The sequence below is a fragment of the Castellaniella caeni NBRC 101664 genome (assembly GCF_001592225.1).
In the GTDB taxonomy this organism is placed as follows: domain Bacteria; phylum Pseudomonadota; class Gammaproteobacteria; order Burkholderiales; family Burkholderiaceae_B; genus Castellaniella; species Castellaniella caeni.
Window position 1 is genome coordinate 178,697 of record NZ_BCWN01000003.1, and the last position, 25,043, is coordinate 203,739.

Below are 25,043 nucleotides of genomic sequence, written 5' to 3' on the forward strand. Positions count from 1 at the left end.
GCCGATGCACACCTTTTTTCTCGTGCCCAGCCTGGCTGCCGCGCATCCGTCGTGGCGGGTGGCCCGGATGCTGCTGCTCAGCCTGCTGCTCTGGTGCACAGGCCCCTGGGCGCTGGCCGCTACCCTGCGCGTGGGGGTGCCAGACCTGCCACCCGACATCTATCTGCAGCCAGACGGGCGGGTCGGCGGCATCCTGGCGGACATTCTCACGCCTATCGCGGCTGACAAAGGGCTGGAGCTGCAGGCGCAACCCTGCCACTGGCTCGACTGCCTCGCACTGCTGCGGACAGGTGCCATCGATCTGTTGCCCAACGTTCGCTATTCAAACGAACGCGCGCTGCAGTTGGATTTGAATCAGGTTCCCGCCCTGACCCGGTCTTCACTGATCTTCGCGCCGGAACAGCACGAGCCGACACACTGGCAAGACCTGGAAGGCAAGCGGATTGCCGTGCTCGGAGGCTCTGTCCAATACACGCTTCTGGCGGACAAGCTGCAGGAACAGCGGGTTTCCGCCAGCCTGATTGCCACTAAAGAACTGGTCGACGGCTTTCGCCTCGTGCAAACAGGCAACGCCGACGCCGCTGTCGCAGGCGACATATCCGGCGCGCTATCCGCCGCGCGCTACCATCTGTCCGCCTCACCCCTGCTGCTGGAGTCGAGCCCGATCTTTTTTGCCGCCCCCAAAGGGCACGAAACCGCACTGCTGGCGCAGATCGACCAGCACCTGCAAGCCTGGAAGGAAGACCCGCAATCCCCCTACTACCAGGCGTTGGCCCACTGGGGCATGGCACCGTCGGCTTCAACCACCAGCGACTGGCGCTGGATCGTGCTGCTGCCCCTGGCGCTCGTCTCGCTGTTGGCGGCAGGCGCTTATTACCACTGGCACGGGCAGCGGCACTTCTTCGACGAACTCACCAGCCTGCCCAGTCGGCAGATACTGCACACGCGCGTCGAACAGGCCCTGGTGCTGACCCAACGCCAAAAGGCCAAAGGGGCATTGCTCATCCTGGACATCGACGACCTCAACCTGGTGAACGAGCGCCACGGTCTCACGGTGGGCGACCACGTACTGCAAGAGATCGCGCGAACGCTGATCCACAACACCTACCCCAGGGATACGATCGCCCGCACCGATGGGGACGAGTTCACCATCCTGCTGACCACCTTGAGCGGCGAACAACAGGAAGCAGCCCACCAGGCCATGGACATCGCCGAAAAGCTGCACCACGCCCTCACCCATCGCGCCATGGTCATCGACGGACAACCTTGCACCGTGCGCATCAGCATCGGCGTGACCTTGCTGGGCGACGCGTCTTCCACGCTGGAAAACTGCCTGCAAGAGGCCCGCATCGCCTTGGGCCGGGCCGAAACCCTGGGCGGCAACCGGGTCATCCTGTTCAACCACGAGATACAACAAGAGTTGTGGTATCAGCGCAACCTGGAACGCGACCTGGCGCACGCCGTCACCACCCAGCAAATCCACGCCTGCGTCCAGCCGCAGATCGATCGTCGAGGCAACGTGATCGGCGCCGAATTGCTGGCCCGCTGGCAGCACCCCCAGCTGGGCGACATCCCCCCCAGCCGGTTCATCCCCCTGGCGCAGGGCCAGGGCCAGCTTACCTTGCTGACGTGCCAGATGCTGGCGCACGCCTGCCAGCTGATCGACCAGTTGACGGCGCTCGGGCAAACCTACCCTTTGTCGATCAACGTCAGCCCCGTCACACTGACAGACCCTCAATTCATCCAGACAGCCCTGCGGATCATCAAAGACACCGGCGTCGATGGCCAGCGCCTGATCTTTGAAATCACCGAGGACATCGATCTGGAAAACAACGAGCAGGCCATCCAGCACATGAACACGCTCTCGGCACAGGGGGTGCGGTTTTCGATCGACGACTTCGGCTCGGGGTACGCCAACTTGGTGAAGCTGCAGAAACTGCCGATTCACGAACTGAAAATCGACAAGAGCCTGATCGACGGGTTGCCTCAGCAGGCCGGCAGCGCCGCGATCGTGCAGGTCATCCTGCTGCTGGCGCGCAAACTGAAACTGCGCACCATCGCCGAAGGGGTCGAGCAGCAGGCCCAGGCAAACTTTCTCTTCACGCACCACTGCGATGCGATCCAGGGGTATTTGTTCTCGCGCCCGATCACATCAGCCGCCTGGGTACAGCAGGAAACCGATCATTTCCGCCACCCCCTGGCGCCTCACGAAAGGTGGCCTGCCGCCATGCACACACTGCCAGGCCGCCCTCAGGGCACCTTGGCCAGCCAGGCCTCGGTGCCGAATTTCTCTTGAATCAGGCGCTCGGCCTGGGCCAGTTCGGCAGCCCGCAGCACGTCTTCATGCAAGCTGGCCCGGCGGCGGAAAGTATCGAGCATGCGCTGCACGATGACGTCGCGTTCGAGCCCTGTCTGACTGCGCAGGGGATCGACCCGCTTGACCGCCGAGACGGTGCCTTTGTCGGACAGTTTTTCACGCCCGATGCGCAGCACCCGCACCATTTTGGCGGCATCGATGTCGTACGACATGGTCACGTGGTGCAGCACGGCCTTGCCGCGCCGCGCCTGGGCGGCGCCGCCGATCTTGCCGCCATCGGACGTGATGTCGTTGAGCGGCTGATACCAGGCTTTGATACCCAGGTCTTTGAGTGCCTGCACGGCGAAGTCGTCCATGAAGGCATAGGCTTCTTTGAAGCTCATGCCTTCGACCAGGGACAGGGGCGTGTAGAGCGAATACGTGATGGTGTTGCCAGGTTCGACGAAAATCGCGCCGCCGCCGGTGATGCGGCGCACGACCTGGATACCGTGGGCAGCCGCCGCCTGGGCGTCCACCTCGTTTTTCAGCGACTGGAAGATACCGATGATGATCGCCGGTTTGGCCCATTCCCAGATGCGCAACGTCGGCGCACGCCGTCCGGCCGCAACCTCGTCAAGCAGCACCTGGTCAAGCGCCATGTGCTGCAGCGGCAGCAGGGGCTCGGGATGCAGCAGCTGCCAGTCGAAATCAGCCCATTGGCTGCGGGGTGTCGTCACGGTGCTCATGCCAGTGCCCTCTCGACGGCCACGGCCACCCCTTCGGGGCTGATGCCGAACATCTGCACATCGTCCGACAGGGCTTCGCGCACGGCCTGGGCAAGCCCGGCGGCGCCCGCGTTGCAAGGCAGGCCTTCGAGCGCCGCATTGATCGCGTCCAGCGCCTCGGGTGGTTCGAGGAAAAAATCACCCGACAGCTGCACGTTCTTCAGGTGGCCGGCTTCGACGGACAGATCGATCACGACCAGCTTGCCGCCAGGAACCTTGTATTCTCCGTGCCCCGCCCGAAGCGGTTGCTTGATCTCGTGCATGCGTGTTTCCTGTGTTGACGTGGGCTAACATTGAGGCCCTATTGCATAGCCGTCATTATGAACGCGATCACTCCGGAAAAGCAGGAGAGCCCCTACACCGACGCCGACGAAATACCCCCCGTTGCCCACCGGGGCTGGATTCTCGCGGCCCTCATGCTCACCATGTCGCTGGCGGCCATGGACATCACCATCGTCGCCACGGTCATCCCGCAGGTGGTGGGCGATCTGGGCGGCTTCCAGCAGTTCAGCTGGCTGTTCTCCATCTACCTGCTGGCGCAGACAGTGACGATTCCCATCTACGGCAAGCTGGCCGACCTGTATGGCCGCAAGCCGGTGCTCATTGGCGGCGCCTCGCTGTTTCTGCTGGGGTCGGCGGCCTGCGCCCTGGCCTGGGGCATGGTGCCCTTGATCGTCTTTCGCGGGCTGCAGGGCCTGGGGGCGGGTTCGATCATGGCGACCGTCAACACGCTGGCGGGCGACCTGTATTCCACCCGCGAGCGCGCCCGCATCCAGGGCTGGCTGTCGAGCGTCTGGGGGGTGGCCGCCATCGTCGGCCCCACGCTGGGAGGCGCGTTTGCCGAATACGCCACGTGGCGCTGGGTGTTTCTGGTGAACATCCCCATCGGCCTGGCCGCGATCGGCCTGATCGCCCACTTCCTGCACGAGCAGGCGCCCAGCCGCCGCCATGCCATCGACTACGGCGGCGCCATCCTGATGATGCTGGCGGGCTCCGTCGGGGTCTTCGGCCTGCTGCAAGGCGGCAATGCCTGGGCCTGGGGGTCGTTGCCCAGCCTGCTGACCTTCGCCCTGGCCGCCGCGCTGGTCGCCGCCACCGTCTGGCGCGAGCGCCGCGCGGCGGAGCCCATCATGCCGGGCTGGGTCTGGAAAGACCGCACCATGCTGGGTGCCAATCTGGGGGTGCTGGGCATGGGGCTCATCATGATGGCGCCCGACACCTATCTGCCCATCTTTGCCCAGTCGGTGCTGGGCCTGGGGCCCATCGCCGCCGGCCTGGTGCTGGCCAGCATGAGCCTGGGCTGGGTGTCGGCCTCGGCCTGGTCGGGGCGGCTGTACCTGCGGTACGGATTTCGCGACACGGCCCTGTTTGGCGGCCTGCTGATTCTGCTGGCGGTGCTGGGTTTTACCCTGCTGCCCGAGCACCCCGCCGTCTGGCTGGTGACCGCCGACCAGATTCTGTTGGGCGCGGGCTTCGGCATGCTGTCCACGCCGCTGCTGGTGGGCGTACAGGCCGCCGTGCCGTGGCAGCAGCGCGGTGTCGCCACTGGCGCAAACATGTGGTCGCGATACCTGGGACAAAGCCTGGGGGCGGCCATCGTCGGCGCCTTGTTCAACCACACGATCCGCGAACAGCTGGCGGCCGCCCCGGCGGCGCTGACGGACACCCTGCCCCCGGTGAGCCAGTTGGTGAGTGTGCTGCAGACCGAAGCGCCCGGCACGGCCAGCCACCAGTTCCTGCTCACCGCCTTCGATCTGTCCACCCGTCAGGTATACACAGGCATGCTGTGGGCGGCGGTGCTGACGCTATTGGTGGTGCTGCTGGCACCTCGGCACGCAGCGGCGCTGGACGCTTAGGGCTTGACCGCTCATCCCGCCTGGTTTTGAGGATGCAGAAAAAAACCTGCATCGGCTTGACCGAGGCAGGTTTTTCAAACTGGCGGAGAGGGTGGGATTCGAACCCACGGTACGGGGTTACCGTACGCCTGATTTCGAGTCAGGTACATTCGACCACTCTGCCACCTCTCCGGTTCGACTGCGGTCAAGTCCGGCATTCTAGCACGGAATTTGGCTCATGCAATTCGCCCGCCCATATTGTTGAAAGCTGACAGACCGCTTATAGTGAATTCAGGCATCGCAAGCTTTCGGAGGCCATCATGAACATCCAGGCTCTGCATTTCGTGCTCGACATCGACGGCAATGGCAGCATTTCCAGCTGGGAAGTCATCGATGCCCTCAAATGGGGTGTCACCCTGCCCGGGCGCCTGCTGGTCGAAGGTCTGGGCAACATCCCCCTCGTGGCCAACACGTTTGGCATTCAGGCGTCGGCCGCCACAGGCTACGCCAGTTTCAACAGCTTGCTGGCCACCGGGGCCAGTCTCGTCTTCTGGGTGCTGGTGCTGTATTTGCTGACGCGCATCGGCGCCCAGCGCGAACCCAAAGCCTCGACACAGGCCGCGCCGCCCGTCATCCCGGGCATGCCGCACTATCGCGGCCCCAAGCCCCATAAGCACTCGGGCTGATACCCGCGAAAGCCGCGCGCAACACACTCGGCGACCAGGAAACAGGCACCACCACACACTCGCACGCAATCGAGTGTGATCAGGCGGCGGCGGACTCGACCAGGCAGCCCGCGCTCGCGTCAGACACGCTGCGCGGCGCCTGGCTTGGCCGATCCCAGGCTTTCAGGCGCGGATGGCGTCCAGCCCGCCCATATACGGTTGCAGCACGGCCGGAATGGCGATGCTGCCATCGGCCTGCTGATAGTTTTCGAGCACCGCCACCAGGGCACGACCCACAGCCAGGCCCGAGCCATTGAGCGTATGCACGTATTCGGGCTTGGCCTTGGGGCCTTCGGGGCGAAAGCGCCCCTGCAGGCGACGCGCCTGGAAATCCAGACAGTTGGAAACCGACGAAATCTCGCGCCAAGTGTTCTGCGCGGGCAGCCAGACTTCGAGGTCGAACGTCTTGGCCGAGCCAAAGCCCATGTCGCCCGCGCACAGCGACACCACCCGGTACGGCAGGCCCAGCGCCTGCAGCACGTGTTCGGCGTGGCCGACCATTTCGTCGAGCGCCTGCCACGACTGGCTGGGGTGTACGACCTGCACCATCTCGACCTTGTCGAACTGGTGCTGGCGAATGAGGCCGCGCAGGTCGCGCCCACCGCTGCCCGCCTCGGAGCGGAAGCACGGCGTGTGCGCCGTGAGCTTGATGGGCAAATCATGCGCATCCAGAATGCGCTCGCGGATCGTACCCGTGAGCGGGATTTCAGCCGTGGAAATGAGGTAGAGGTCTTCGGCCTGGCCTTCATCGTCGGGCGTGCTGCCCTTGCCGCCCTTGGTGACCCAGAACATGTCGTCCTTGAACTTGGGCAGCTGGCCCGTGCCAAACAGCGTGGAACTGTTGACGATGTAAGGGGTGTAGCATTCTTGGTAGCCGTGCTCGCCGGTTTGCAGGTCGAGCATGAACTGGGCCAGGGCACGATGCAGGCGGGCGATGGGGCCGCGCAGCATCATGAAGCGCGCCCCCACCAGCAGGCGGGCGGATTCAAAATCGAGGCCAAAGGGTTCGGCCAGCGCCACGTGATCGCGCGGCTCGAAGCCCAAGCCCGCGGGGTTGCCCGCAGCGTCCGCCGCGCCCGGCAGCCAGCGGCGCACTTCGACGTTGTCGGCCTCGGACAAGCCCTCGGGCACGCTGTCGTCGGGCAGATTGGGAATGGTCATCAGCCACTGGGTGAGTTCGTGCTGCACGGCGGCCAGGTCTTGTTCCAGCGTTTTCAGCTGCTCGGGAATGGCCTGGGATTCGGCCAGCACCGCCGAGGCGTCTTCGCCCCGGGACTTGAGCTGCCCAATCTGCTTGGCCAGGGCATTGCGGCGGGCCTGCAGTTCTTCGGTCTGCACCTGCACCGCCTTGCGGCGCGCCTCCAGCGCGTGATAGCGGTCGGTATCGAAGGCAAGGCCGCGGCGGGCCAGGGCGCGCACGACGCGATCCAGGTCTTTGCGCAGCAGATTGGTATCTAGCATAGTGATGGTCGAGATAATGACGGTATTCGGGAATCGGACATTGTATTCAATTCAGCCTGGGGCCACGTACACTGGGCACCTATGCACGACACTATCCGCCTCATCCACGCACACGAACTTGCCAGCGCGCCCTGCCACCACGACGCGGCCATCACCCGACAGCTGGCGCAGTATCCGGCCCAGGCATCGGCAGATGATTTTCTGTGGCGCGTGAGCACCACCGACATCCGCCAAGACGGGCCCCTGGATGCCTGGGTGGACATTGATCGCATCCTGCTGGTCACTGGCGACACGCCCCTGTGCCTGACCCACACAGAACAGCAGCGCGACACACGGCTGGATTACGGGGGCCGCCTGTACTTTGCCGGCGAGACACCCTACCGGGCCACGCTGCCGGAAGGCCCGACACACACCTTCGACCTGATGTTCCGCCGCAAGCAGGGCCACGGCTGCGTCGATCTGCGCACACGCGAACAACAGCTGCCGCTGCGCCCCGGCGACACCATCCTGCACTGCCTGCACGGGCGGTTTCGCGCGAGCTTCCCGGCCCACCTGGGTGGCGAACGTTTGCTGGACACAGGCGACACCCTGCACATCACGCTGGACTACGTGCCCTTCTTCAAGCTGGGGCTGACCCCGCTTACGCCGGGCGCGCGCCTGGCCGACGCGCGCCTGAACCTGTATCCGGGAGATCAGCGGTAAACCGGCAGGATGTCGAGCACGTCGGGCGACAGCAGATGAAACCCCGCCGACAGCAGCCCATAGATCAGTACCAGCCACACCAGCGCAAGGCGCCCGCGGTTTGCCTGGTGGGCAAGCAGGCTCTTCCACTCCATCAGAGCCGGGATGATGACTGACCAGATGGCGGCGGCAAAGCCCGCGAAACCAATCGCCATGATGAAGCCGTCCGGGAAAATCGTGCCCGCCAGCACAGGCGGGGCAAAAGCCACCAGCGCCGTCTTCACGCGGCCTGGCACACGGTCGTCAAACGAGCAGGCATCGGCGATGTAGTCGAACAGCCCCAGCCCGGCTCCGAGAAACGAGGTGACCACCGCCAAGAACGCAAATACGGAGACCGCCTGCCCCAGCCAGGCATCGGCGCGAACCTGTTCCACCGCCGCCAGATAGTGGCTGATGTTGCCGCCCTGCGCATAGACCGCGCGCAGGCCCTCGCGGCTGAGCACGCCAAAACCGGTGAGAATCCAGGCGGCGTAGAACAGACCCGCGATCAGCAGGCCATAGAAGATGCAGCGGCCGATGCGCTTTTCGTCCGGGCCGTAATACTTGACCAAGCTGGGCACGCTGGCATGAAAACAGAACGACGTGAGAAAGTACGGCAAAGTGGCCAGCACGTACCAGGCCCTGGGCAGCCGCTCGCCACCCGCGACCAGCGTGCCGCCGTCGCCCAGGTGCTCTACGCGAAAGGCGGGCAGCATGCCCGCCAGCGCGGCCACGAAGGCCACGACCATCCCCACCATCAGGATGACGGACAGGCGATCGACTATTCGCGTGCTCCAGAAGATACAGGCCGCCAGCAAGAGGCCAAAGCACAGACTGACCAGCCCCTGGGGCCAGGACAAGCCCAGGCTGTGCCCGAGCGTGGCGCCGCCGCCGCTGGTGTAGGCATACATCAGCATGTAGAGCACGAAGCCCACCGACAGGCCGTTGAGCAGGTTCCAGCCGCGGCCCAGGGTGCCGCGTACGACGGTGTCGAAACTGGCCCCCGGCGCATAACGCAAGTTGGCCCGCAGAATCATGTGCGCGCTGGCGCGCATCATGAAAAACGACAGCACCAGCACGGCCAGCGTCCAGCCTGTCCACATCCCCGCCGCAATGATGGGCAGGGTCAGCATGCCGGCACCGATCACGGTGCCGGCGACGATCATGGTGCCCCCCAGGGTAGAGGGGGCCGCCGCATGCCCCTGGTTGGGGGCGGTCTTGCAATCCAACTGTGTTCTCCAGACCTGCTTCGGGCAGGCGAAGGGAGAATTGTAGGGCACAAATTACAAGGAATTTCAGTTGCGCGCGGGCAGCATGCGCAGCAAGGTATCGTCGCGGCGGATGTAGTGGTGCCTGAGCGCCGCCAGGGCATGCAGTCCGATCAGGCCGTAGCCGATATTGGCGATCAGCTTGTGGGCGCCCAGCACCGACTTGGCCAGCGCCTTGTTTTCAGCGGAGAGCACCGGCAGGGGCAGGCCCCACAGCCGCGGGCTGCCGCCAGCGGCGTTGATGCCAAACCAGGCCAGCAGCGGCAGACCGATGACGAGGGCATACAGGGCAACGTGCATCAACTGTGCCAGGCGGGTCTCCCAGGCGGCGGGCGCGGGCGTGATCCCGGGCGCGTGCTGCGCGAGCCGGGCTCCCAGGCGCAGCACGGCCAATACCAGCACCGTCAAGCCGCAGGAAGAATGCAGCATCTTCAAGGTGGCCATGGTGGCGCTTTCACGCGGGAAAAAGCCTTTCAGCTCGGCGGTCGTGTAGACGACAACGAGCAGCAGCAAAGTGAGCCAGTGCAAGCTGATCGACAAAGGAGAATAACGGCTGGGAGCGGACATGGATGGCTTCCTGAAAAACAGCTGAAAAAAACTAGCTGCATCATCGCGCACCATGGATGAATGGAAGATGAACGGCACGGCGGCAGGCATAATCCGGCGGCACGGCGTCAATTGCCCGCTTCGTCGTCCCACTGGCGCAGCTGCGCCAATTTGTCGGCAATTTTGAGTTCGAGGCCGCGCGGGACAGGCTGATACCAACCGGGTTCCGCCATGCCGTCGGGCAGGTAAGTTTCACCCGCGGCATAGGCGTTGGGCTCGTCGTGCGCGTAGCGGTAGGCGTGCCCGTAGCCCAGTTCTTTCATGAGCTTGGTGGGGGCGTTGCGCAAATGCACCGGCACCTCGCGGCTCTTGTCTTGCTTCACGAAGGCACGTGCCCGGTTGTAGGCCACGTAGCCCGCATTGCTCTTGGCGGCGATGGCCAGATAAATGACGGCTTGTGCCAGGGCCAGCTCGCCTTCGGGGCTGCCCAGGCGCTCGAAGGTGGCGGCGGCATCGTTGGCGATCTGCAGGGCGCGCGGGTCGGCCAGGCCGATGTCTTCCCAGGCCATGCGCACGATGCGCCGCGACAGGTAGCGGGGGTCGGCACCACCATCCAGCATGCGCGTGAACCAGTACAGGGCGGCATCCGGGTGCGAGCCACGCACCGATTTGTGCAAGGCGGAAATCTGATCGTAGAAGTTGTCGCCGCCCTTGTCGAAACGCCGTGCGTTGAGCGTGAGCGCGTTTTCGATGAAAGCCGCATCCACCTGGTTGACACGGCTGGCTTGCGCCGCGCTTTGGCACTGCTCCAGCAGATTGAGCAGTCGCCGGGCGTCGCCATCGGCATAGCCGACCAGGGTGTCGATGGCCAGATCATCAAAGGCCAGATCGCCCATAGTCTGCGCCTGTGCCCGGCGCACCAGCTGCCGCAGTTCGTCCTCGGTGAGCGACTTCAGCACATAGACCTGGGCGCGCGACAAGAGGGCCGAATTGACCTCGAACGACGGGTTCTCGGTGGTCGCGCCGATGAACGTGACCAGGCCGCTTTCCACATAAGGCAGCAAGGCGTCCTGCTGCGACTTGTTGAAGCGGTGGATCTCGTCCACGAAGAGGATGGTGTGCCGCCCCCGCGCCTGGCCGCCTTCGGCCTGCGCCATGGCGGCACGGATGTCCTTGACCCCGGAGAAGACCGCCGACAGGGCGATGAAATCGCAATCGAAGGCCGAGGCCGTAAGCCGCGCCAGCGTGGTCTTGCCCACGCCCGGCGGCCCCCAGAAGATCATGGAATGCGGCTTGCCCGACTGGAAGGCCAGGCGCAGCGGCTTGCCCTCGCCCAGCAGATGCGTCTGACCGATGACCTCGTCAAGCGTGGCCGGGCGCAGCAGTTCGGCCAGCGGCGCATGCGCGCGATCGGCCAAGGAAGCGGCAGGCGCCGCGGCAACGCCCGCCGCGGCCTGCGCCGGGCTGGCGCGCCGGGAACGGCGCACGCCAGCAGCGGCGCCCGGGCCAGAATCAGTGCCCAAGCCAGGGGCGGCGTTCGGGCCGTCAGGCGCGTCGCCCAGGAGGTCTCCTTGCGTGACCATCAGCGCACCGTCAATTCATTTTCACTAGCGCGGCCCCTTTGGGGACGCTGAACTGGAACTGGCTGGCGGCAATACCCGGATTGGCCTTCAGCTCGGCAAACTGGATGCGCGAGGTCTGGCCGAAGGCATCGAGCAGCACCAGCTGGCGCGGCAAGCCATCGGAAAAGCCGATATCCACGTGCACGAAACCGGCATCCGGCGATTTGGGCACGGCGCGCAGCCACTGCAGGCCGTCGTGGTCTTCTTGGGCCTGCAGCTTGAAGGCGTCATCGAGCGAACCCGAGCCAAACAGCAGGGCGGCGGGCGATGCCCCGATGGCCTGCCCCGCCTTGCGCTCGGTGACCTGTTCAAGATCGGGGTCGTACTGGTAGACGCGCTGGCCATCGGAGACGATGAGCTGCGCATAGGGCTTGACGACCTGCCAGCGGAACTTGCCGGGCCGTTGAAAGGCGAAGGTGCCGCTTTGCGCGCGCTTGACGCCGTCCTTGCCGGCCTGTTCCTGCTGGAACTGGCCCGTGGCCGACTGTACCTTCTGGATGAAGGATTCGAGCTGCAGCTGGGCGCTGTCCACGGCCTGGGCCACCCCGGGCAGCACGATGGCACACGCCAAGACCAAAGCGCCCATCCAGGTGCGGCGCCCAAAAACGGGGAAAACCATATTACTCATCCTCGCCGGGCTTGGCCGGCACCAAGATATCGCGATTGCCGTTGGGCTGCTGCGGGCTGACCAGCCCGGCGTGTTCCATTTGTTCGAGAATGCGGGCCGAGCGGTTGTAGCCGATGCGCAGGTTGCGCTGCACGAAGGAGATGGACGCCCGGCGGCTGCGCATCACGACTTCCACCGCCTGATCGTACAGGGGGTCGTTTTCCTGATCGACGAAACCCGTGACCGAGCTGACCCCGTCGCCCGTCTCGCCCTCGGCGGTGCCTTCGAGCAGGCCATCGACGTAATCGGGCTCGCCCGCCTCTTTGAGGGCTTCGACCACCCGGTGTACCTCGTCGTCATGCACGAAGGCCCCGTGTACCCGCGTGGGTACGCTGGTGCCGGGCGGCTGGTAAAGCATGTCGCCCTGCCCCAGCAGGGTTTCGGCGCCCATCTGGTCGAGGATGGTGCGCGAATCGACCTTGGAGGACACCTGGAAGGCGATGCGCGTGGGGATGTTGGCCTTGATGAGGCCCGTGATGACGTCCACGCTGGGCCGCTGGGTGGCCAGAATGAGGTGGATGCCCGCCGCACGGGCCTTTTGCGCCAGGCGGGCGATGAGTTCTTCGACCTTCTTGCCCACCACCATCATCAGGTCGGCGAGCTCGTCGATCACCACCACGATCATGGGCAGAGTACCCAGCGGCTCGGGCGCGTCGGGCGTGAGCGAAAAGGGGTTGGGGATGGGTTCTTCTTTTTTCTGCGCCTCGCGGATCTTGCCGTTGTAGCCCGACAGGTTGCGCACCCCCAGCTTGCTCATGAGCTTGTAGCGGCGTTCCATCTCGGCCACGCACCAGTTGAGGGCATTGGCGGCATGACGCATGTCGGTGACCACTGGCGCCAGCAGGTGCGGGATACCTTCGTAGACCGACATTTCGAGCATCTTGGGGTCGATGAGGATGAGCCTGACCTGGCTGGCATCGGCCTTGTACAGCAGCGACAGGATCATAGCGTTGATACCCACCGACTTGCCCGAACCCGTGGTGCCCGCCACCAGCAGGTGCGGCATCTTGGCGAGGTCGGCCACCACCGGGTTGCCGGCGATGTCCTTGCCCAGCGCCATGGTCAGCAGCGAGGCGCTGCTGTGATACACCTGCGAGCCGAGGATTTCGGACAGGCGCACCATCTGGCGGCGCGGATTGGGCAGTTCGAGCCCCATGAGGCTCTTGCCCGGGATGGTCTCGACCACCCGGATGCGCACCAGGCTGAGCGCACGGGCCAGGTCTTTGGCCAGATTAACGATCTGGCTGCCCTTGACCCCGGTGGCGGGTTCGATTTCGTAGCGCGTGATGACGGGGCCGGACTGCGCCGACACCACGGTGACGTTGACGCCGAAATCGGACAGTTTCTTTTCGATGAGCCGCGAGGTGAACTCGATGGTCTCGGGTGAGACGGTTTCTTGTGAATCTTGCACGGGGTCGAGCAGCGACAGGGCGGGCAGGCTGCCTGCCAGCGCCGGGTCTTCCTTGACGGTAAAGAGGGTTTGCTGCTTTTCCTGCTGCACGCGTGGCGACTTGGGCACCGAGGTGACCGTGGGCTCGATGCGCACGGGCTGTTCGTGCGTGAGCTGGGTCTGGCGGGTTTCGACGATTTCTTCGCGCTCGGCCTTGGCGACGACCCCTACCTGGCGGTCTTGGCGCGCGTTGCGCATGTCGCGCACGCGGCGCACGACAGTCTCGATGAACCAGCCCACCCGCTCGGATACCGTGAGCCACGAAAAGCCGAAAAACAGGCTGGAGCCCACCACGACAAAGGCCAGCAGCAACAAGGTGCCCCCCGCCCCGCCCACGGCCTCGGTGAGCATCGAGGCCAGTACGTGGCCCAGCTGCCCCCCGGTGCCGGCCGGCAGCGCGGCCCCCAGCGTGGGCAGGCGTAAAGAACCCAGCCCCATGCAGCCCAGAAACAGCAGGGTGAAGCCGATGCCGACTTCCCAGCGCACGCGCGGCAGGAGTTCGGGCACCTTGTTGGGCAGCACGATGCGGGTGAGGTGGTAGAAGCCGATGGCGACCCGGCGCAGCATGAGCAGGATCCAGAGCCACGTGGCCCCGCCGAACAGATACAGCAGGAGGTCGGCCACATAGGCGCCGAAGGTGCCGCCCCAGTTTTGCGGCGTGCCGAAGGTCATGGAATGCGACCAGCCCGGATCGGTCTTGTGCCAGGTGGCCAGCACCAGGATGAGCCAGCCTGCGACCGCCGCGAGCAGAATCCAGCGCGCTTCGCGCAACAGGCCGGTGAGCCGCGCCTGCAGGGGCGAGGGGCCGTTACGGACGTTGCGCGTGGATCGGGAAGAGGTAACCGGAATTCTAGCCATCACGACATTATAATTGCCGGGTTGAGAGGAACGGAATTTCTGTGATGTCTACTGCAAAACACGCGAAAGTGATGATTCTGGGCTCTGGCCCGGCCGGCTATACCGCGGCGGTCTACGCCGCGCGCGCCAACCTGTCTCCGGTGCTGATCACCGGGCTGGAACAAGGTGGGCAGCTCATGACCACCACCGAGGTCGACAACTGGCCCGCCGACGTGGCGGGCGTCCAGGGCCCCGACCTGATGCAGCGCTTCATGGAACACGCGGCGCGCTTCAGCACCGACATGGTGTTCGACCACATTGCCCGCGTCGATCTGTCGCAGCGGCCTTTCGTGCTCACCGGCGACACCGGCGCCACCTACACCTGCGATGCGCTCATCATCGCCACGGGCGCCTCGGCGCAATACCTGGGGCTCGAATCCGAACACAGCTTCATGGGGCGCGGGGTGTCGGCCTGCGCCACCTGCGACGGTTTCTTCTACAAGAACCAGGACGTCCTGGTGGTGGGCGGCGGCAACACGGCGGTCGAAGAGGCCCTGTACCTGTCCAACATCTGCCGTACGGTCACGCTGGTGCACCGCCGCGACAAGTTCCGCGCCGAACCCATCCTGGTCGACAAACTGATGGACAAGGTACACAACGGCAACATGCGCCTGAAGCTCTTTTGCGAGCTGCAAGAGGTGCTGGGTGACGCCTCGGGCGTCACGGGCGCGCGGCTCGTCAACAAGCAGACGGGCGCCACCGAAGACCTGGCCGTCACGGGCACCTTCATCGCCATCGGCCACAAGCCCAACACGGCGCTCTTTGAAGGCCAGCTCGATATGGAAAACGGCTACATCATCACTCGCACGGGCCGCCAGGGCCTGGCCACGATGACGTCCGTGCCAGGCGTGTTCGCCGCGGGCGACGTGCAAGATCACGTGTACCGCCAGGCCACCACCAGCGCCGGCACGGGCTGCATGGCCGCCCTGGACGCACAGCGCTGGCTGGATGAAGCACGCTAAACCCACCCTGGCCGACCTGCGCAGGCTGCAGGCGGCCGCCAGCCAGCTCACCCACCAGCAAGACGCAGCCCCCGCAGCCCAGCCGCCGCGCCCGGCAGCCGTCCGGCGCAACAAAGGCATGATCAGCCCAGGCCAGGTGCAAAGCGCGGCCGAGACCCGCCAGCGGCGCCAGAAGGCGGCCGCACACGCCACCGGCCAGGAGGACGCCCCGGCGCGAGGCGGCAAGCGGGCACAGGCCGACACGCAGGCACGAGGCACGACATCGGTGCAAGCCGGTACACAGGCACGCGCCGCCGGGCAGGCTCGGCCCGACGCGCCCGGGCGGGTGCCGCCCGATGCGTCGTTGCTGGATGCCGCCGACCGCGCCTTGTTTCGCCAGGCCATGCGTTTCGTGCAGCCGCTGCCCGACCACGGGCCGCGCGCTCGTGCCTTGGCGCACCGCGACCCCGATACGCTGCTGCAAGCGCGCCGCGAACACGCCCAGGGCGGGCCGGAACCCGCCGCGCGCGCCCGGCCCGCGCGCCACCGTCCCCGGCAAGCGCAGGCCTTCGACCCGGACGCCGAGGCATTTTTGCAACCGGGTTGCGGCCCCGACCTGCTGCGCGGCCTGCGGCGCGACAAATGGGTGGCTCAGGCTACGCTCGACTTGCACGGCAGCACGCTCGAAGAGGCGCAAGAGCGGCTGGAGCGCTTCCTGCTCTCGTGCCTGGAGCACGACGTCCGCTGCGTGCGCATCATCCACGGCAAAGGCATCGGCTCGCACCAGGGCGAGTCCGTGTTGCGCGCCCCCATCCGCCAGCACCTGTGTCGCCTGGAAGCCGTGCAGGCCTGGGTGCAGAGCAAAGAACGCGACGGCGGGGCCGGCGCCGTCACGGTCTTGCTGCGGCTGCCGCACAAGGGGCCCGCTGAATAAACATTGGCCTGCGCGCCATGCCCCGGCGCGCGTCCACGGAGAACCCGATGCATGCCAGCTGGCTTTATTTGTTCATCGCCATCGTGGCGGAAGTGATCGCCACCTCGGCGCTGAAGGTATCGGAAGGCTTCAGCCGCCTGGCGCCGTCGATCGTGACTATCGTCGGCTACGGCCTGGCGTTTTACCTGCTGGCCCTGGCGCTGAAGACGATTCCGGTGGGCGTCGCCTATGCCGTCTGGTCGGGGGTGGGCATCGTGGCCATTGCCGCCATCGGCTATTTTTTCTTTGGCCAGACGCTGGATGCGGCGGCCCTGATCGGCATTGGCCTGATTCTGGCGGGTGTGCTGGTGCTGAATGTGTTCTCGGCCTCGGGCGGACACTGAAGCGCCGCGCGCAACACCGAACCCGGACGACGCCGAACCCGGACGACGCCGAAACAGGGGCGGCACCGCGACACTGGCGACAGCGGATATAAAGCGGACACGAATGAGCGAGGCCGGTGATGAATCACCGGCCTCGTCAGGTTTTCGTTTTTATGGGTACTGCTACAAATGAAAGCGCCATCTTCGCAGCGCCAGTGCCCAAGCAGGGCTGTCTCCTCACCTGCATGGGCTGCATTATGCAGGTTGGCGCCCGAACTGACACCTAGGGATGTCCCTAGTGAAGCCGGTTCATAGGGGAACAGCGCACTTATATCGAACGGCAAATGACCGACATCATGGCCCATCAATAGGCCACGGCACAACGCGTGCCTATCATGCCCAGGATCGCAGCACGACAGGAAGCCAACCGGATACAGCCACCGCGCAGCGGCTGCGCCACCGGGCCTAACACTAAATCACACATTTCAGCGCCCCATCGCGGGCCGACAGGCATCGGCGCCGCTTTTCACCACAATAATCAGGAGACATCCCATGACCGACACCGACACTAAGCCCGGATCGACCCGCCCCGAAGACGAGAACCCCGGCCTGCTCGCCAATCTGGCCTTCGGCTTTCAGCACGTGCTGACCATGTACGGCGGCATCATCGCCGTCCCCCTCATCATCGGCGAGGCTGCCGGGCTGCCGCCTGGCGAGCTGGGCCTGCTCATCACGGCCTGTCTGTTCATGGGTGGCCTGGCCACCCTGCTGCAAACCCTGGGCATCCCCTTGTTCGGCTCACAGCTGCCGTTGGTGCAGGGCGTGTCGTTCTCCGGGGTGGCCACCATGATCGCGATCCTGAACACGGGCGGCGGCTTGCCCGCCATCTTCGGCGCCGTCATGGCCTCGGCCCTGCTCGGCCTGCTCGTCACACCGGTATTTTCGCGCATCATCCGCTTTTTCCCACCGCTGGTGACCGGCATCGTCATCACCACCATTGGCCTGACCCTGATGCCCGTGGCCGCCCTGTGGGCCATGGGCGGCAACAGCGCCGCCCCCGACTTCGGCAGCATGGGGCACATCGGCCTGGCCGCGGGCACCCTGGCTATCGTACTGGTGCTCAGCCGCCTGGGCAGCGCGGCCGTGGCGCGCCTGTCCATCCTGCTGGCGATTCTCATCGGCACCGCGATCGCCGCCGCCACGGGGCAGGCTGATTTCTCGGGCGTCACCCAGGGCGCGTACCTGGGGCTGCCGACGCTCTTTCACTTCGGCTGGCCCACCTTTCAGGCAGCGGCCATCGTCTCGATGTTCATCGTCATGATCGTGACGCTGGTGGAGACCTCGGCCGACATCCTGGCCGTGGGCGACATCATCGAAACCAAGATCGATTCGCGGCGCCTGGGCAACGGCCTGCGCGCCGACATGCTGTCCAGCATGATCGCCCCGGTGTTCGGCTCTTTCACGCAAAGCGCCTTCGCACAGAACGTCGGCCTGGTGGCCGTCACCGGCGTCAAGAGCCGCTTCGTGGTGGCTTTTGGCGGGCTGATCCTGATTGCCCTGGGCCTGGCGCCGGTAATGGGCCGACTCGTCGCCAGCATCCCCGCCCCGGTGCTGGGCGGCGCGGGCATCGTGCTCTTCGGCACGGTGGCGGCCAGCGGCATCCGCACTCTCGCACGCGTCGATTATGAGCACAACGCCAACCTGGTCATCGTCGCCACAGGGCTGGGCGCCGGGTTGATCCCCATCGTCGCGCCGCGCTTCTATGACGCTTTCCCCGCCTGGTTCTCGACGATTTTTCAATCCGGCATCAGCTCGTCCGCGGTCGTGGCCATCGTGCTGAACCTGATGTTCAACCACACGGGCGCGCGCGGTGCGGCGCATGCCGCCCTGCCCTCTGTGCGCCGCGAGGCGGCCCTTTAAAAGGCGTTCAGTACGCCCCACCAGCGCAGCGTGCCCGACAGGTGGTCTCTGACCGCCTGCATGGCCTCTTCGGCCTGGCCGTCCAGCACGGCATCGATGATCTTCATGTGCTCGTCCATGGCCGGGATGATGCGCTCGGGCAGCAGGCGGCGCGAGCGCTGCAGCACGATGATGCGGTCGAGGTTGTTGGTGTACGCCTTGATGGCCAGGGGATTGTCCAGTGCCTGCGCCAGCGACTGATGCAGCTGCCAATCGACCTCGATGGCCCGGTGCTGCAGTTCGGGGGTGATCTCGCGCGCCGCCTGCTGGCGCACATCGACGTGCTGCTGTCGCAGCGCGGCCAGGGCATCCACCTGCTGGTGCAAGGCCAGCAGGCGGGCCCCTTCCTGGTCGAACAGATAGCGCAGATTGAAGCAGGCCAGCACGGTCTGGGGCACGGGCTCGATGACCAGAATCCCGCGACGCGGCAAGATCTGCATCAGGCCCACCGACTCGGCGTGCTTGACGGCTTCGCGCACGGGCGCCAGCGGCAGGCCGGTGGCCTCTACCAGTTCGGCCACCGACACCAGCTGGCCCGCCCGCACGCTGCCATCCAGCAAGAGCCCGCGCACCGCCTGAAAGGCCTGATCGGCCAGCAGAATATCTTTCATCTACGCATGTCCGGCACGAACGGGGGCGTCCACAGGCGGCAGGCCCGCATCCGGCAGTGGCTCATCGGCTTCCCTTTCGCTGTCGCGCAGATCGACCGTCACGCGGCCATCCAGCACGTCGTGGGCCCGCTGGTAATCCACGTCGCCTTCCCAGGCGCCGATGACCACCGTGCCCACGCAATTGCCGACACGGCGAATTCGAGCCCCACCACCACGCCCAGAACCAGGGGCGATCACGACTTGCCCGAACAGACTTTTGCAGAATTTTTTCATTGCGGTGACCCTTGGCTTAACCGGAGGATGGCAATCGCAGTTGATGCCAGTTTGAATGTCTATGCATATCTAAGCTGACATGTCAGAAATCATATGCCGAGGGCCGGACACTTCATAATTAGGGAAAACGTGAAAAACCGCGCGCGGCGCCTTGTATCCGGGCGGACGCCACAGCCTGGCGGGCGCCAGGCCGTGGCGGGCGGTATTTCAGTTGGACAGCAGCACCGGCACCGTCATGGTGGACAGCAGCGTGCGCGAAGCGCCGCCCATGATCCACTGGCGCATGCGGCTGTGCCCGTAGGCGCCCATGACGATCAGGTCGCTGCCCAGATCGGCGGCGGTGTTGAGAATGGTGTTGCCCACCCCGTAGCCTTCGCTGTCTTTCAGCAAGTGCTGGGGGCCGGGGTAGCCCAGGCTGACGCAATAGTGGTCGAAATCGTCGGGAGTGAGGCCCTGTTCTTTCAGCATCTCGGTGTCGCGGTCGATTTCGAGCACAGCCAGCGACTGGCACTGGCGCAGCAGCGGCGCCGCGTCGGCAAAGGCGCGGGCCGCTTCGCGGCGCTGATCCCAGCAGTACAGGACGCGCTGGCCGATGGAATCGAAGGTGCCATGATTGGGGATCATCAGCACGGGGCGCCCGGCCGCCATCATCACCGCCTCGGGCAGGTTGGACACCAGAGAAGACATGCGATCCGTGCTGGCGCTCTTGCTCATGACGAGCAGGTCGCAATAGCGGACGTGCAGGCTGAGGGCGACGTCGGTCTGCCCCTTGAGCGCCCGCCATTGGGCAGCGGCGCCCACGGCGGCGGCCCGATCGAGAAACAGTTCGCGCACACGATCATGGTCGGCCTGGTAGCGCTGGTGCAGAATCTGGCTGGCCTCGGGTGGCAAGAGGTTTTCTTCATACATGCGCCCCAGATTGCCGCCGGGCGCGTACAGGCCGACGGCCTCGGCGCCGTGCTGCCTGGCCAGCATGAGGCCGGCTTCGATGCGCCGGGCGCAGTCATGATCGTCACTCAGGTGGATGGCAATACGACCTAGCATGGAGGTTCTCCTGGTGTTTGTCGGACGCCCGGGCAACGTGCCCGGAGACACGATCATCATATCGGCAAGTGGCCCGCGGGCGCACAATAGATCCTTCTGACTTTTGATCTAGATGGACAGGACTCGCGATGGCACTGGATTTACCCGCCCTGCATGCACGGCTGCTGGCCACAGCCCCCTTGATTCAGAACATCACCAACACGGTGGTACAGCAGTTCAGCGCCAACGTGCTGCTGGCCGTGGGCGCGGCCCCCGCCATGCTGGATCACGAGGCCGACGCGGGCCAGTTCGCCGCCCTCGCCGATGCGATACTCGTCAATTTCGGCACCGCCACCAACCAGCAGCTGCTGGCGGCGGACGCGGCCATCCGCGTGGCTCGCGCATTGCACAAGCCTTGGGTGCTCGATCCAGTGAGCATCGGGGTCATCGACTATCGCAGCACCCGCATCCGGCAGGCTGCCGAACAGCAGCCCACGGTGATCCGCGGCAATGCTTCTGAAATCGCCGCCCTGGCGGGGCTGGGCACGGGCGGACGCGGGGTGGATTCGACCGACGAGGTCGATGCCGTGCTGACGGCGGCGCTGAGCCTGGCCCAGACCACGGGCGCTGTCGTGGCGGTGTCAGGGCCGCGTGATGCCGTGGTCGAAGCCAGCGGCAGCACGGTTCGCGTGGCCCGGCTGGGCGGCGGCCATGCATTGATGCCACGCGTCGTCGGCACCGGCTGCTCGCTGGGCTCGCTCACGGCCGCCTACCTGGCGGCCTGCTGCAAGGAAGGCGCCAGTGCCTTTGACGCCACCATTGCCGCCCACGCGCATTTCAAACTGGCTGGGCAGGCCGCCGGGCAGCAGGCGCAGGGGCCAGGCAGCTTCATCCCGGCGTTTCTGGATGCGCTCTATGCCCTGCCATCGGCGGCCATGACCAAGGCCGAAGTACACATCGAGGTGCGCGAAATGCCCGACCTCTGCGGGCTGTGACTGCCCGGGCGCCGCTTCAGGCCCCAGGCCAGGCTCATGCCTGGCGGCACTTCGCAAACAAGATGTCATCTTCCAGGTGAATGTGCTGTGCCAGATCGGCCTCGATCCGACGCAAACGATCACAGGTGCTTTCCATGTCGGATTTCAGATCGTCGGGCAGTACGTAGTCATGCAAGGCGGCCCGGATCTGCGCCAGCAGCTCGTGCACCGAAGCATGGTCTTTCAGGTGCTGGCCAATGTAATCGACAAATGGCTGGATGGAGATTTCGGGGTTCTGCGCACGCGCATTGAGCAGGGAGAAGCCGCCGGTTTCTTCTTTGATCATGTGCTGCATGAGTTCGGTCTGCATCTGCCGGAACAGCTGGTGCGCCTTGAGCAGCTCGGGATGCTTGAACCAGTGCGCGCGCAGGTGCGCCGTCAGCAGCGACTCGACAAGCGGCAGTTCGCGGTACATGTAGGCATGGTGCGTATTGACGATATGGTTGGCCAGTTCGGCCATGGAGGCCTGCTGCCAGGATGCATCGGTAGTCATGTTGACGGTTCCTTTTCGTTGATCTTGTGATTCTGTACGGCTTGTTACATCTGCGTCAAATACCTGTCCGGACGAAAAGAGCCCATCTGCCGACATTCGTCAATTTGACGCCCGCATTCCGCGGGCATCAGGATGGTCGGCGGGGTGGTTGGCGAAGCGTCATCAGCCCGGCAGCGGAACACGCGCCCGCGCGCCGCGCAAGTCCAGCCAGCTCACGCCCAAGGCGACGAGCATCATGCACACGATGACGAGCAAGCCCGCCAGCGCGGCCCAGCCCCACGTACTGCGCGCCAGCACCGCAAAACTGGTGCCCGTCACGATGGCGATCCCGACTGCGGCACCAACGCGCTGCGTGGCCGACACCAGTGCCCCGGCACTGCCGGCATAAGCGGACGGCACGCGCTCGAGGGTGAGCGTCTGGTTGGGACTGATGATCGCCCCCTGCCCGGCGCCGTAGACCGTCAAGGCAGCGGCCACCCACCACAGGCTGGCGCCAGCAAGCGCATTGGCGGCAAGCGCCCCCATGGCAAGCAAGACCCCGGCAAGCGCCAGTGCCTGCCCCAGCACCACCAGGCGGCGCCCAAGCCGGTGCACGCGCTGCCCCGCCCACCGCGCGGCGCACGCGGCCGCGACCGCCGACGGAACGCTCAAAAGCCCGGCCGCCAACGCCGACAGGTGCGCCTGTTGCTGCGCGTACAGCATGACGAGCACCCAGACGCTGGTCATGCCCAGAAAATACAGCAGCTGGATCGCCAGCCCGTTCCGGAAACCGGCTTCGGCAAACACGGCAACGTCCACCATCATCGGACGCCGCAGCCGCTTTTGTCGCCGCTCCCAGACGACCCACGCCCACGTGGCAACGCCGCTGACAAGAAGCCACGACCATACGGCCAGCCCCGTCGCCTCATGAAAGCGCACGAAGGGAAACAGCAGGGAAAACACGGCCAGCGCCGCCAGCAGGCCGCCGACCCCGTCAAGCGCGGCAAGCACCGCCGTCTTCTGCCCACGGACAAGCAGGGGGCGTGGAAACCAGCACCAGCCCAGTACAAGGCCGACCAGGCCGATGGGCACGTTGATGAGAAACGTCAGCCGCCAGCCCCAAGACGGGCCGCCCAGCATGATGAGGGCGCCGCCCAAGGGCGGGGCGAGCGCCACGGACAGGCTGGCCACCATGCCCAGCGTGCCAAACGCCCGGCCACGCGCCGCGCCCGAGAAGTAGCGCTGCACCATGCCGTAAACCTGCGGGCTCATGCCCCCGGCGCCGATACCGGCCAGAAACCGCATGAGATTCAACCAGGCAGGCGAAACAGCCAGCGCCGCGGCCAGCGAGGCCCCGGTAAAAACCACCAGCCCGGCCAGAAACACCGCGCCATGACCAAGGATGTCGCCAGCGCGCCCGGCGGCAATCAGCACCGTCCCGAAGGTGAGCGCATAGCCCGAGAGAATCCACTGCAAGTCGGCGGCGCTGGCGCCCAGATCTTCCTGTATGGAGGGCAGCGCCACATTGACGATGCCGACATCGACCAGCGCCATGCAGAACCAGATCGTGAGAATGACAAGCACGCGCAACCGGGTACGGGGATCGACCGGCGGCGCCGGTTGCCCAGCCTCGGGAGCACTGGACAAGACAGGAACCTTCATGCGGCAACCTCCAGATACGCGCGCCGCCCACTTGAACTGGGCTTGCATTGAACTTGAACCGGGCGTCCGCCCCCGGGCGGACGGGATGACAGCGTCGGGCTCGCGGGAACCGCCGTTGCGGACGCCAAAACATGTTATTACTTCGACGAGTCAACGACACGGCAGCGCGGCCTTTGGCAGGCCATCGAACTGCGGCCAACCTTCAGGAGATCATCGCATCATGGACAAGAACACATCGGCGGCACGCGCCGAGACGCTGCGCGCGCTGCACCACGGCCAGGACGTGCTGCTGCTGCCAAATGCCTGGGATGTGCTCACGGCGCGCGTCTTCGAGCAGCAGGGGTTTCCGGCCGTCGCCACCACCAGCGGCGGCATCGCCTGGGCACTGGGCTACGGAGACGGCGAACAGACGCCGCTCGCCGAGGTGCTGGCCGCCGTCGGCCGCATCACGCGCGTCGTCAAGGTCCCGGTCACGGTCGACTTTGAAGGCGGTTACGGTGCCAGCGCGCAAGCCGTCGGCGAATCCGTGCGGGCCATCATCCAGGCCGGCGCCGCCGGCATCAACCTGGAGGACAGCCTGCCCGGACACGGGCCGCTGCGCCCGGTCGACGAAGCGGCCGCCCGCATCCGCGCCGCACGCCAGGCCGCAGACCAGGCAGGCGTACCCATCGTCATCAACGCCCGCGTAGACGCCTGGATGCACGCCAAAGACAACCCTCAGGCGCCGCTGGAAGACGCCATTGCCCGCGGCCGCGCCTATCTTGCCGCTGGCGCAGACTGCCTGTATCCCATTGGTCTGCTCGACGTGCCAGTAATCAGCGCGTTCACTACGGCGCTGAACGCCCCTGTCAACGTCATGGCCGTTGCCGCCACGCCCCCCCTGGCTGAACTGAAAGCCGCCGGGGTCAAGCGCCTGAGCACAGCCACGGCGCTCACGGCTCTGGCGCTGGGCAGCGTCCGGAATGCGGTTCGGACAATCCGCGACACAGGCACCTTCGACGCCTTGCGCAGCGATTTCAACTATATCGACGCACAAAGCCTGTTTACGACGACCGCAGGATGATCCGGCGGGCTGTTCGTCGCACGCCTCAGACTTCAAACCATGATTCAGCAAATCTCTCCGTGGTCTTGTTGTAGTCCTTCCCGGACTACAAACCAAGGTGCCCACTCCCCTCACACGCTCATTCACATGAAAAAGCAAAGGCCCCACTCTCCCAAGAAGAGCGAGGCCCGGATCATCCAACCTTGCAGTTGGCCAAAGATCCAACAGTCGATCATTCTGTGTAATTTGCCTGAAGAGCCTTTGTTTATGCGGCTGTTTCGTTCAGTGCCGGAAAATATACCTCGCCAAATACCTCACTACTGGCTGGCTGCCCCTTTGGTGCGGTGACGGCCTGCCTATGAATGCACAGGCCGGGCGGTCAGTTGCACACCCAGCGCGGCGCATACAATAGGTCAAGAGTGCGCGGCGCAATTCCCGTCCATCCTCGAAGGCGTTCA

General features: G+C 65.4%; 23 protein-coding genes and 1 tRNA gene. 10 read left to right on the forward strand and 14 right to left on the reverse strand.

Annotated elements, in window-relative coordinates; all coding sequences use genetic code 11:
* Nucleotides 1-4 precede the first annotated feature (4 nt).
* Nucleotides 5-2,296, forward strand: a complete 2,292-nt coding sequence (locus CCA01S_RS03150; protein ID WP_066453940.1) for a putative bifunctional diguanylate cyclase/phosphodiesterase — start codon at nucleotides 5-7, stop codon at nucleotides 2,294-2,296.
* Here CCA01S_RS03150 and CCA01S_RS03155 read toward each other — a convergent pair.
* Nucleotides 2,251-3,042, reverse strand: coding sequence for a lipoate--protein ligase family protein (locus tag CCA01S_RS03155; protein WP_066453944.1), 792 nt, complete (start codon nucleotides 3,040-3,042; stop codon nucleotides 2,251-2,253). The genes CCA01S_RS03150 and CCA01S_RS03155 overlap by 46 nt on opposite strands.
* A complete protein-coding gene (gene lplB / locus CCA01S_RS15585) occupies nucleotides 3,039-3,344 on the reverse strand; it encodes a lipoate-protein ligase small subunit (protein ID WP_066453947.1) in 306 nt (101 codons plus the stop codon). The genes CCA01S_RS03155 and lplB overlap by 4 nt, the downstream gene beginning before the upstream one ends.
* A gap of 57 nt (nucleotides 3,345-3,401) precedes the next feature.
* Between lplB and CCA01S_RS03165 the strand changes: the two genes are divergently transcribed.
* On the forward strand, nucleotides 3,402-4,937 hold the full coding sequence (locus CCA01S_RS03165) for an MDR family MFS transporter (protein WP_084386399.1): 1,536 nt from the start codon (nucleotides 3,402-3,404) through the stop codon (nucleotides 4,935-4,937).
* Between the two features lie 80 nt (nucleotides 4,938-5,017).
* Here the strand turns inward: CCA01S_RS03165 and CCA01S_RS03170 are convergent.
* A tRNA-Ser gene (locus tag CCA01S_RS03170) sits at nucleotides 5,018-5,108 on the reverse strand.
* 128 nt (nucleotides 5,109-5,236) lie between these two features.
* Here CCA01S_RS03170 and CCA01S_RS03175 point away from each other — a divergent pair.
* Entirely contained in the window at nucleotides 5,237-5,602 is a 366-nt protein-coding gene (locus tag CCA01S_RS03175) for a hypothetical protein (RefSeq protein WP_066453949.1), read from the forward strand.
* A gap of 162 nt (nucleotides 5,603-5,764) precedes the next feature.
* Here CCA01S_RS03175 and serS read toward each other — a convergent pair whose 3' ends face one another.
* Nucleotides 5,765-7,102, reverse strand: coding sequence for a serine--tRNA ligase (gene serS / locus CCA01S_RS03180; protein WP_066453951.1), 1,338 nt, complete (start codon nucleotides 7,100-7,102; stop codon nucleotides 5,765-5,767).
* Between the two features lie 81 nt (nucleotides 7,103-7,183).
* Here serS and CCA01S_RS03185 point away from each other — a divergent pair, with 81 nt between their 5' ends.
* Nucleotides 7,184-7,804, forward strand: coding sequence for a HutD/Ves family protein (locus tag CCA01S_RS03185; protein ID WP_066453953.1), 621 nt, complete (start codon nucleotides 7,184-7,186; stop codon nucleotides 7,802-7,804).
* Here CCA01S_RS03185 and CCA01S_RS03190 read toward each other — a convergent pair.
* From CCA01S_RS03190 to CCA01S_RS03210, 5 genes are all read right to left on the reverse strand, one after another.
* Nucleotides 7,795-9,051 (reverse strand): aromatic amino acid transporter, encoded by a 1,257-nt coding sequence (locus CCA01S_RS03190; protein WP_198149898.1) that lies wholly within the window; start codon nucleotides 9,049-9,051, stop codon nucleotides 7,795-7,797. The genes CCA01S_RS03185 and CCA01S_RS03190 overlap by 10 nt on opposite strands.
* 66 nt (nucleotides 9,052-9,117) lie before the next feature.
* A complete protein-coding gene (locus tag CCA01S_RS03195) occupies nucleotides 9,118-9,657 on the reverse strand; it encodes a cytochrome b (protein WP_066453956.1) in 540 nt (179 codons plus the stop codon).
* Between the two features lie 107 nt (nucleotides 9,658-9,764).
* Entirely contained in the window at nucleotides 9,765-11,054 is a 1,290-nt protein-coding gene (locus CCA01S_RS03200; protein ID WP_066454094.1) for a replication-associated recombination protein A, read from the reverse strand.
* Nucleotides 11,055-11,229: 175 nt separating this feature from the next.
* Complete coding sequence (gene lolA, locus CCA01S_RS03205; RefSeq protein WP_066453959.1) at nucleotides 11,230-11,877, reverse strand: outer membrane lipoprotein periplasmic chaperone LolA; 648 nt, start codon at nucleotides 11,875-11,877, stop codon at nucleotides 11,230-11,232.
* Nucleotide 11,878: 1 nt separating this feature from the next.
* Nucleotides 11,879-14,233 carry a DNA translocase FtsK gene (locus tag CCA01S_RS03210; RefSeq protein ID WP_066453962.1) on the reverse strand — a complete coding sequence of 785 codons (2,355 nt, stop codon included), beginning with the start codon at nucleotides 14,231-14,233 and terminating at the stop codon, nucleotides 11,879-11,881.
* Nucleotides 14,234-14,277: 44 nt separating this feature from the next.
* Here CCA01S_RS03210 and trxB point away from each other — a divergent pair, with 44 nt between their 5' ends.
* The 4 genes from trxB (at nucleotide 14,278) to CCA01S_RS03230 (ending at nucleotide 18,429) form a co-directional block, all read left to right on the forward strand.
* A complete protein-coding gene (gene trxB, locus CCA01S_RS03215) occupies nucleotides 14,278-15,234 on the forward strand; it encodes a thioredoxin-disulfide reductase (protein ID WP_066453965.1) in 957 nt (318 codons plus the stop codon).
* Nucleotides 15,221-16,147, forward strand: a complete 927-nt coding sequence (locus tag CCA01S_RS03220; RefSeq protein WP_066453968.1) for a Smr/MutS family protein — start codon at nucleotides 15,221-15,223, stop codon at nucleotides 16,145-16,147. The genes trxB and CCA01S_RS03220 overlap by 14 nt, the downstream gene beginning before the upstream one ends.
* A gap of 47 nt (nucleotides 16,148-16,194) precedes the next feature.
* Entirely contained in the window at nucleotides 16,195-16,530 is a 336-nt protein-coding gene (locus CCA01S_RS03225; RefSeq protein ID WP_066453969.1) for a DMT family transporter, read from the forward strand.
* A 531-nt stretch (nucleotides 16,531-17,061) separates the two neighbouring features.
* Nucleotides 17,062-18,429, forward strand: coding sequence for a nucleobase:cation symporter-2 family protein (locus CCA01S_RS03230; RefSeq protein WP_084386401.1), 1,368 nt, complete (start codon nucleotides 17,062-17,064; stop codon nucleotides 18,427-18,429).
* On the opposite strand, the gene CCA01S_RS03235 is transcribed toward CCA01S_RS03230, so the two are convergent.
* From CCA01S_RS03235 to CCA01S_RS03240, 3 genes are all read right to left on the reverse strand, one after another.
* Complete coding sequence (locus CCA01S_RS03235) at nucleotides 18,426-19,079, reverse strand: GntR family transcriptional regulator (RefSeq protein WP_066453973.1); 654 nt, start codon at nucleotides 19,077-19,079, stop codon at nucleotides 18,426-18,428. The two genes, CCA01S_RS03230 and CCA01S_RS03235, sit on opposite strands and share 4 nt — an antisense overlap.
* The gene (locus tag CCA01S_RS15590) at nucleotides 19,080-19,352 is read right to left on the reverse strand and encodes a hypothetical protein (RefSeq protein ID WP_103035935.1); all 273 of its coding nucleotides are present in this window, start codon (nucleotides 19,350-19,352) and stop codon (nucleotides 19,080-19,082) included.
* Nucleotides 19,353-19,559: 207 nt separating this feature from the next.
* Nucleotides 19,560-20,396, reverse strand: coding sequence for a universal stress protein (locus CCA01S_RS03240; protein ID WP_066453976.1), 837 nt, complete (start codon nucleotides 20,394-20,396; stop codon nucleotides 19,560-19,562).
* Between the two features lie 128 nt (nucleotides 20,397-20,524).
* On the opposite strand from CCA01S_RS03240, the gene thiM reads away from it, so the two are divergent.
* Nucleotides 20,525-21,370 (forward strand): hydroxyethylthiazole kinase, encoded by an 846-nt coding sequence (thiM, locus tag CCA01S_RS03245; RefSeq protein WP_066453977.1) that lies wholly within the window; start codon nucleotides 20,525-20,527, stop codon nucleotides 21,368-21,370.
* Between the two features lie 34 nt (nucleotides 21,371-21,404).
* On the opposite strand, the gene CCA01S_RS03250 is transcribed toward thiM, so the two are convergent.
* Complete coding sequence (locus CCA01S_RS03250) at nucleotides 21,405-21,902, reverse strand: hemerythrin domain-containing protein (RefSeq protein ID WP_066453984.1); 498 nt, start codon at nucleotides 21,900-21,902, stop codon at nucleotides 21,405-21,407.
* Nucleotides 21,903-22,064: 162 nt separating this feature from the next.
* Complete coding sequence (locus CCA01S_RS03255) at nucleotides 22,065-23,543, reverse strand: MFS transporter (RefSeq protein ID WP_084386407.1); 1,479 nt, start codon at nucleotides 23,541-23,543, stop codon at nucleotides 22,065-22,067.
* 220 nt (nucleotides 23,544-23,763) lie between these two features.
* On the opposite strand from CCA01S_RS03255, the gene CCA01S_RS03260 reads away from it, so the two are divergent.
* Entirely contained in the window at nucleotides 23,764-24,606 is an 843-nt protein-coding gene (locus CCA01S_RS03260; RefSeq protein ID WP_066453985.1) for an isocitrate lyase/PEP mutase family protein, read from the forward strand.
* Nucleotides 24,607-25,043: the final 437 nt, after the last annotated feature.

Bases quoted from the DNA above. Each gene is read 5' to 3' on its own strand.
- CCA01S_RS03225 (WP_066453969.1), top strand. From the start codon at position 16,195: ATGCATGCCAGCTGGCTTTATTTGTTCATCGCCATCGTGGCGGAAGTG.
- serS (WP_066453951.1), bottom strand. From the start codon at position 7,102: ATGCTAGATACCAATCTGCTGCGCAAAGACCTGGATCGCGTCGTGCGC.
- trxB (WP_066453965.1), top strand. From the start codon at position 14,278: ATGTCTACTGCAAAACACGCGAAAGTGATGATTCTGGGCTCTGGCCCG.
- CCA01S_RS03150 (WP_066453940.1), top strand. From the start codon at position 5: ATGCACACCTTTTTTCTCGTGCCCAGCCTGGCTGCCGCGCATCCGTCG.
- CCA01S_RS03255 (WP_084386407.1), bottom strand. From the start codon at position 23,543: ATGAAGGTTCCTGTCTTGTCCAGTGCTCCCGAGGCTGGGCAACCGGCG.
- lolA (WP_066453959.1), bottom strand. From the start codon at position 11,877: ATGGTTTTCCCCGTTTTTGGGCGCCGCACCTGGATGGGCGCTTTGGTC.
- CCA01S_RS03235 (WP_066453973.1), bottom strand. From the start codon at position 19,079: ATGAAAGATATTCTGCTGGCCGATCAGGCCTTTCAGGCGGTGCGCGGG.
- CCA01S_RS03230 (WP_084386401.1), top strand. From the start codon at position 17,062: ATGACCGACACCGACACTAAGCCCGGATCGACCCGCCCCGAAGACGAG.
- CCA01S_RS03220 (WP_066453968.1), top strand. From the start codon at position 15,221: ATGAAGCACGCTAAACCCACCCTGGCCGACCTGCGCAGGCTGCAGGCG.
- CCA01S_RS03195 (WP_066453956.1), bottom strand. From the start codon at position 9,657: ATGTCCGCTCCCAGCCGTTATTCTCCTTTGTCGATCAGCTTGCACTGG.
- lplB (WP_066453947.1), bottom strand. From the start codon at position 3,344: ATGCACGAGATCAAGCAACCGCTTCGGGCGGGGCACGGAGAATACAAG.
- CCA01S_RS03155 (WP_066453944.1), bottom strand. From the start codon at position 3,042: ATGAGCACCGTGACGACACCCCGCAGCCAATGGGCTGATTTCGACTGG.
- thiM (WP_066453977.1), top strand. From the start codon at position 20,525: ATGGCACTGGATTTACCCGCCCTGCATGCACGGCTGCTGGCCACAGCC.
- CCA01S_RS03250 (WP_066453984.1), bottom strand. From the start codon at position 21,902: ATGACTACCGATGCATCCTGGCAGCAGGCCTCCATGGCCGAACTGGCC.
- CCA01S_RS03165 (WP_084386399.1), top strand. From the start codon at position 3,402: ATGAACGCGATCACTCCGGAAAAGCAGGAGAGCCCCTACACCGACGCC.
- CCA01S_RS03240 (WP_066453976.1), bottom strand. From the start codon at position 20,396: ATGCTAGGTCGTATTGCCATCCACCTGAGTGACGATCATGACTGCGCC.
- CCA01S_RS03175 (WP_066453949.1), top strand. From the start codon at position 5,237: ATGAACATCCAGGCTCTGCATTTCGTGCTCGACATCGACGGCAATGGC.
- CCA01S_RS15590 (WP_103035935.1), bottom strand. From the start codon at position 19,352: ATGAAAAAATTCTGCAAAAGTCTGTTCGGGCAAGTCGTGATCGCCCCT.
- CCA01S_RS03260 (WP_066453985.1), top strand. From the start codon at position 23,764: ATGGACAAGAACACATCGGCGGCACGCGCCGAGACGCTGCGCGCGCTG.
- CCA01S_RS03185 (WP_066453953.1), top strand. From the start codon at position 7,184: ATGCACGACACTATCCGCCTCATCCACGCACACGAACTTGCCAGCGCG.
- CCA01S_RS03210 (WP_066453962.1), bottom strand. From the start codon at position 14,233: ATGGCTAGAATTCCGGTTACCTCTTCCCGATCCACGCGCAACGTCCGT.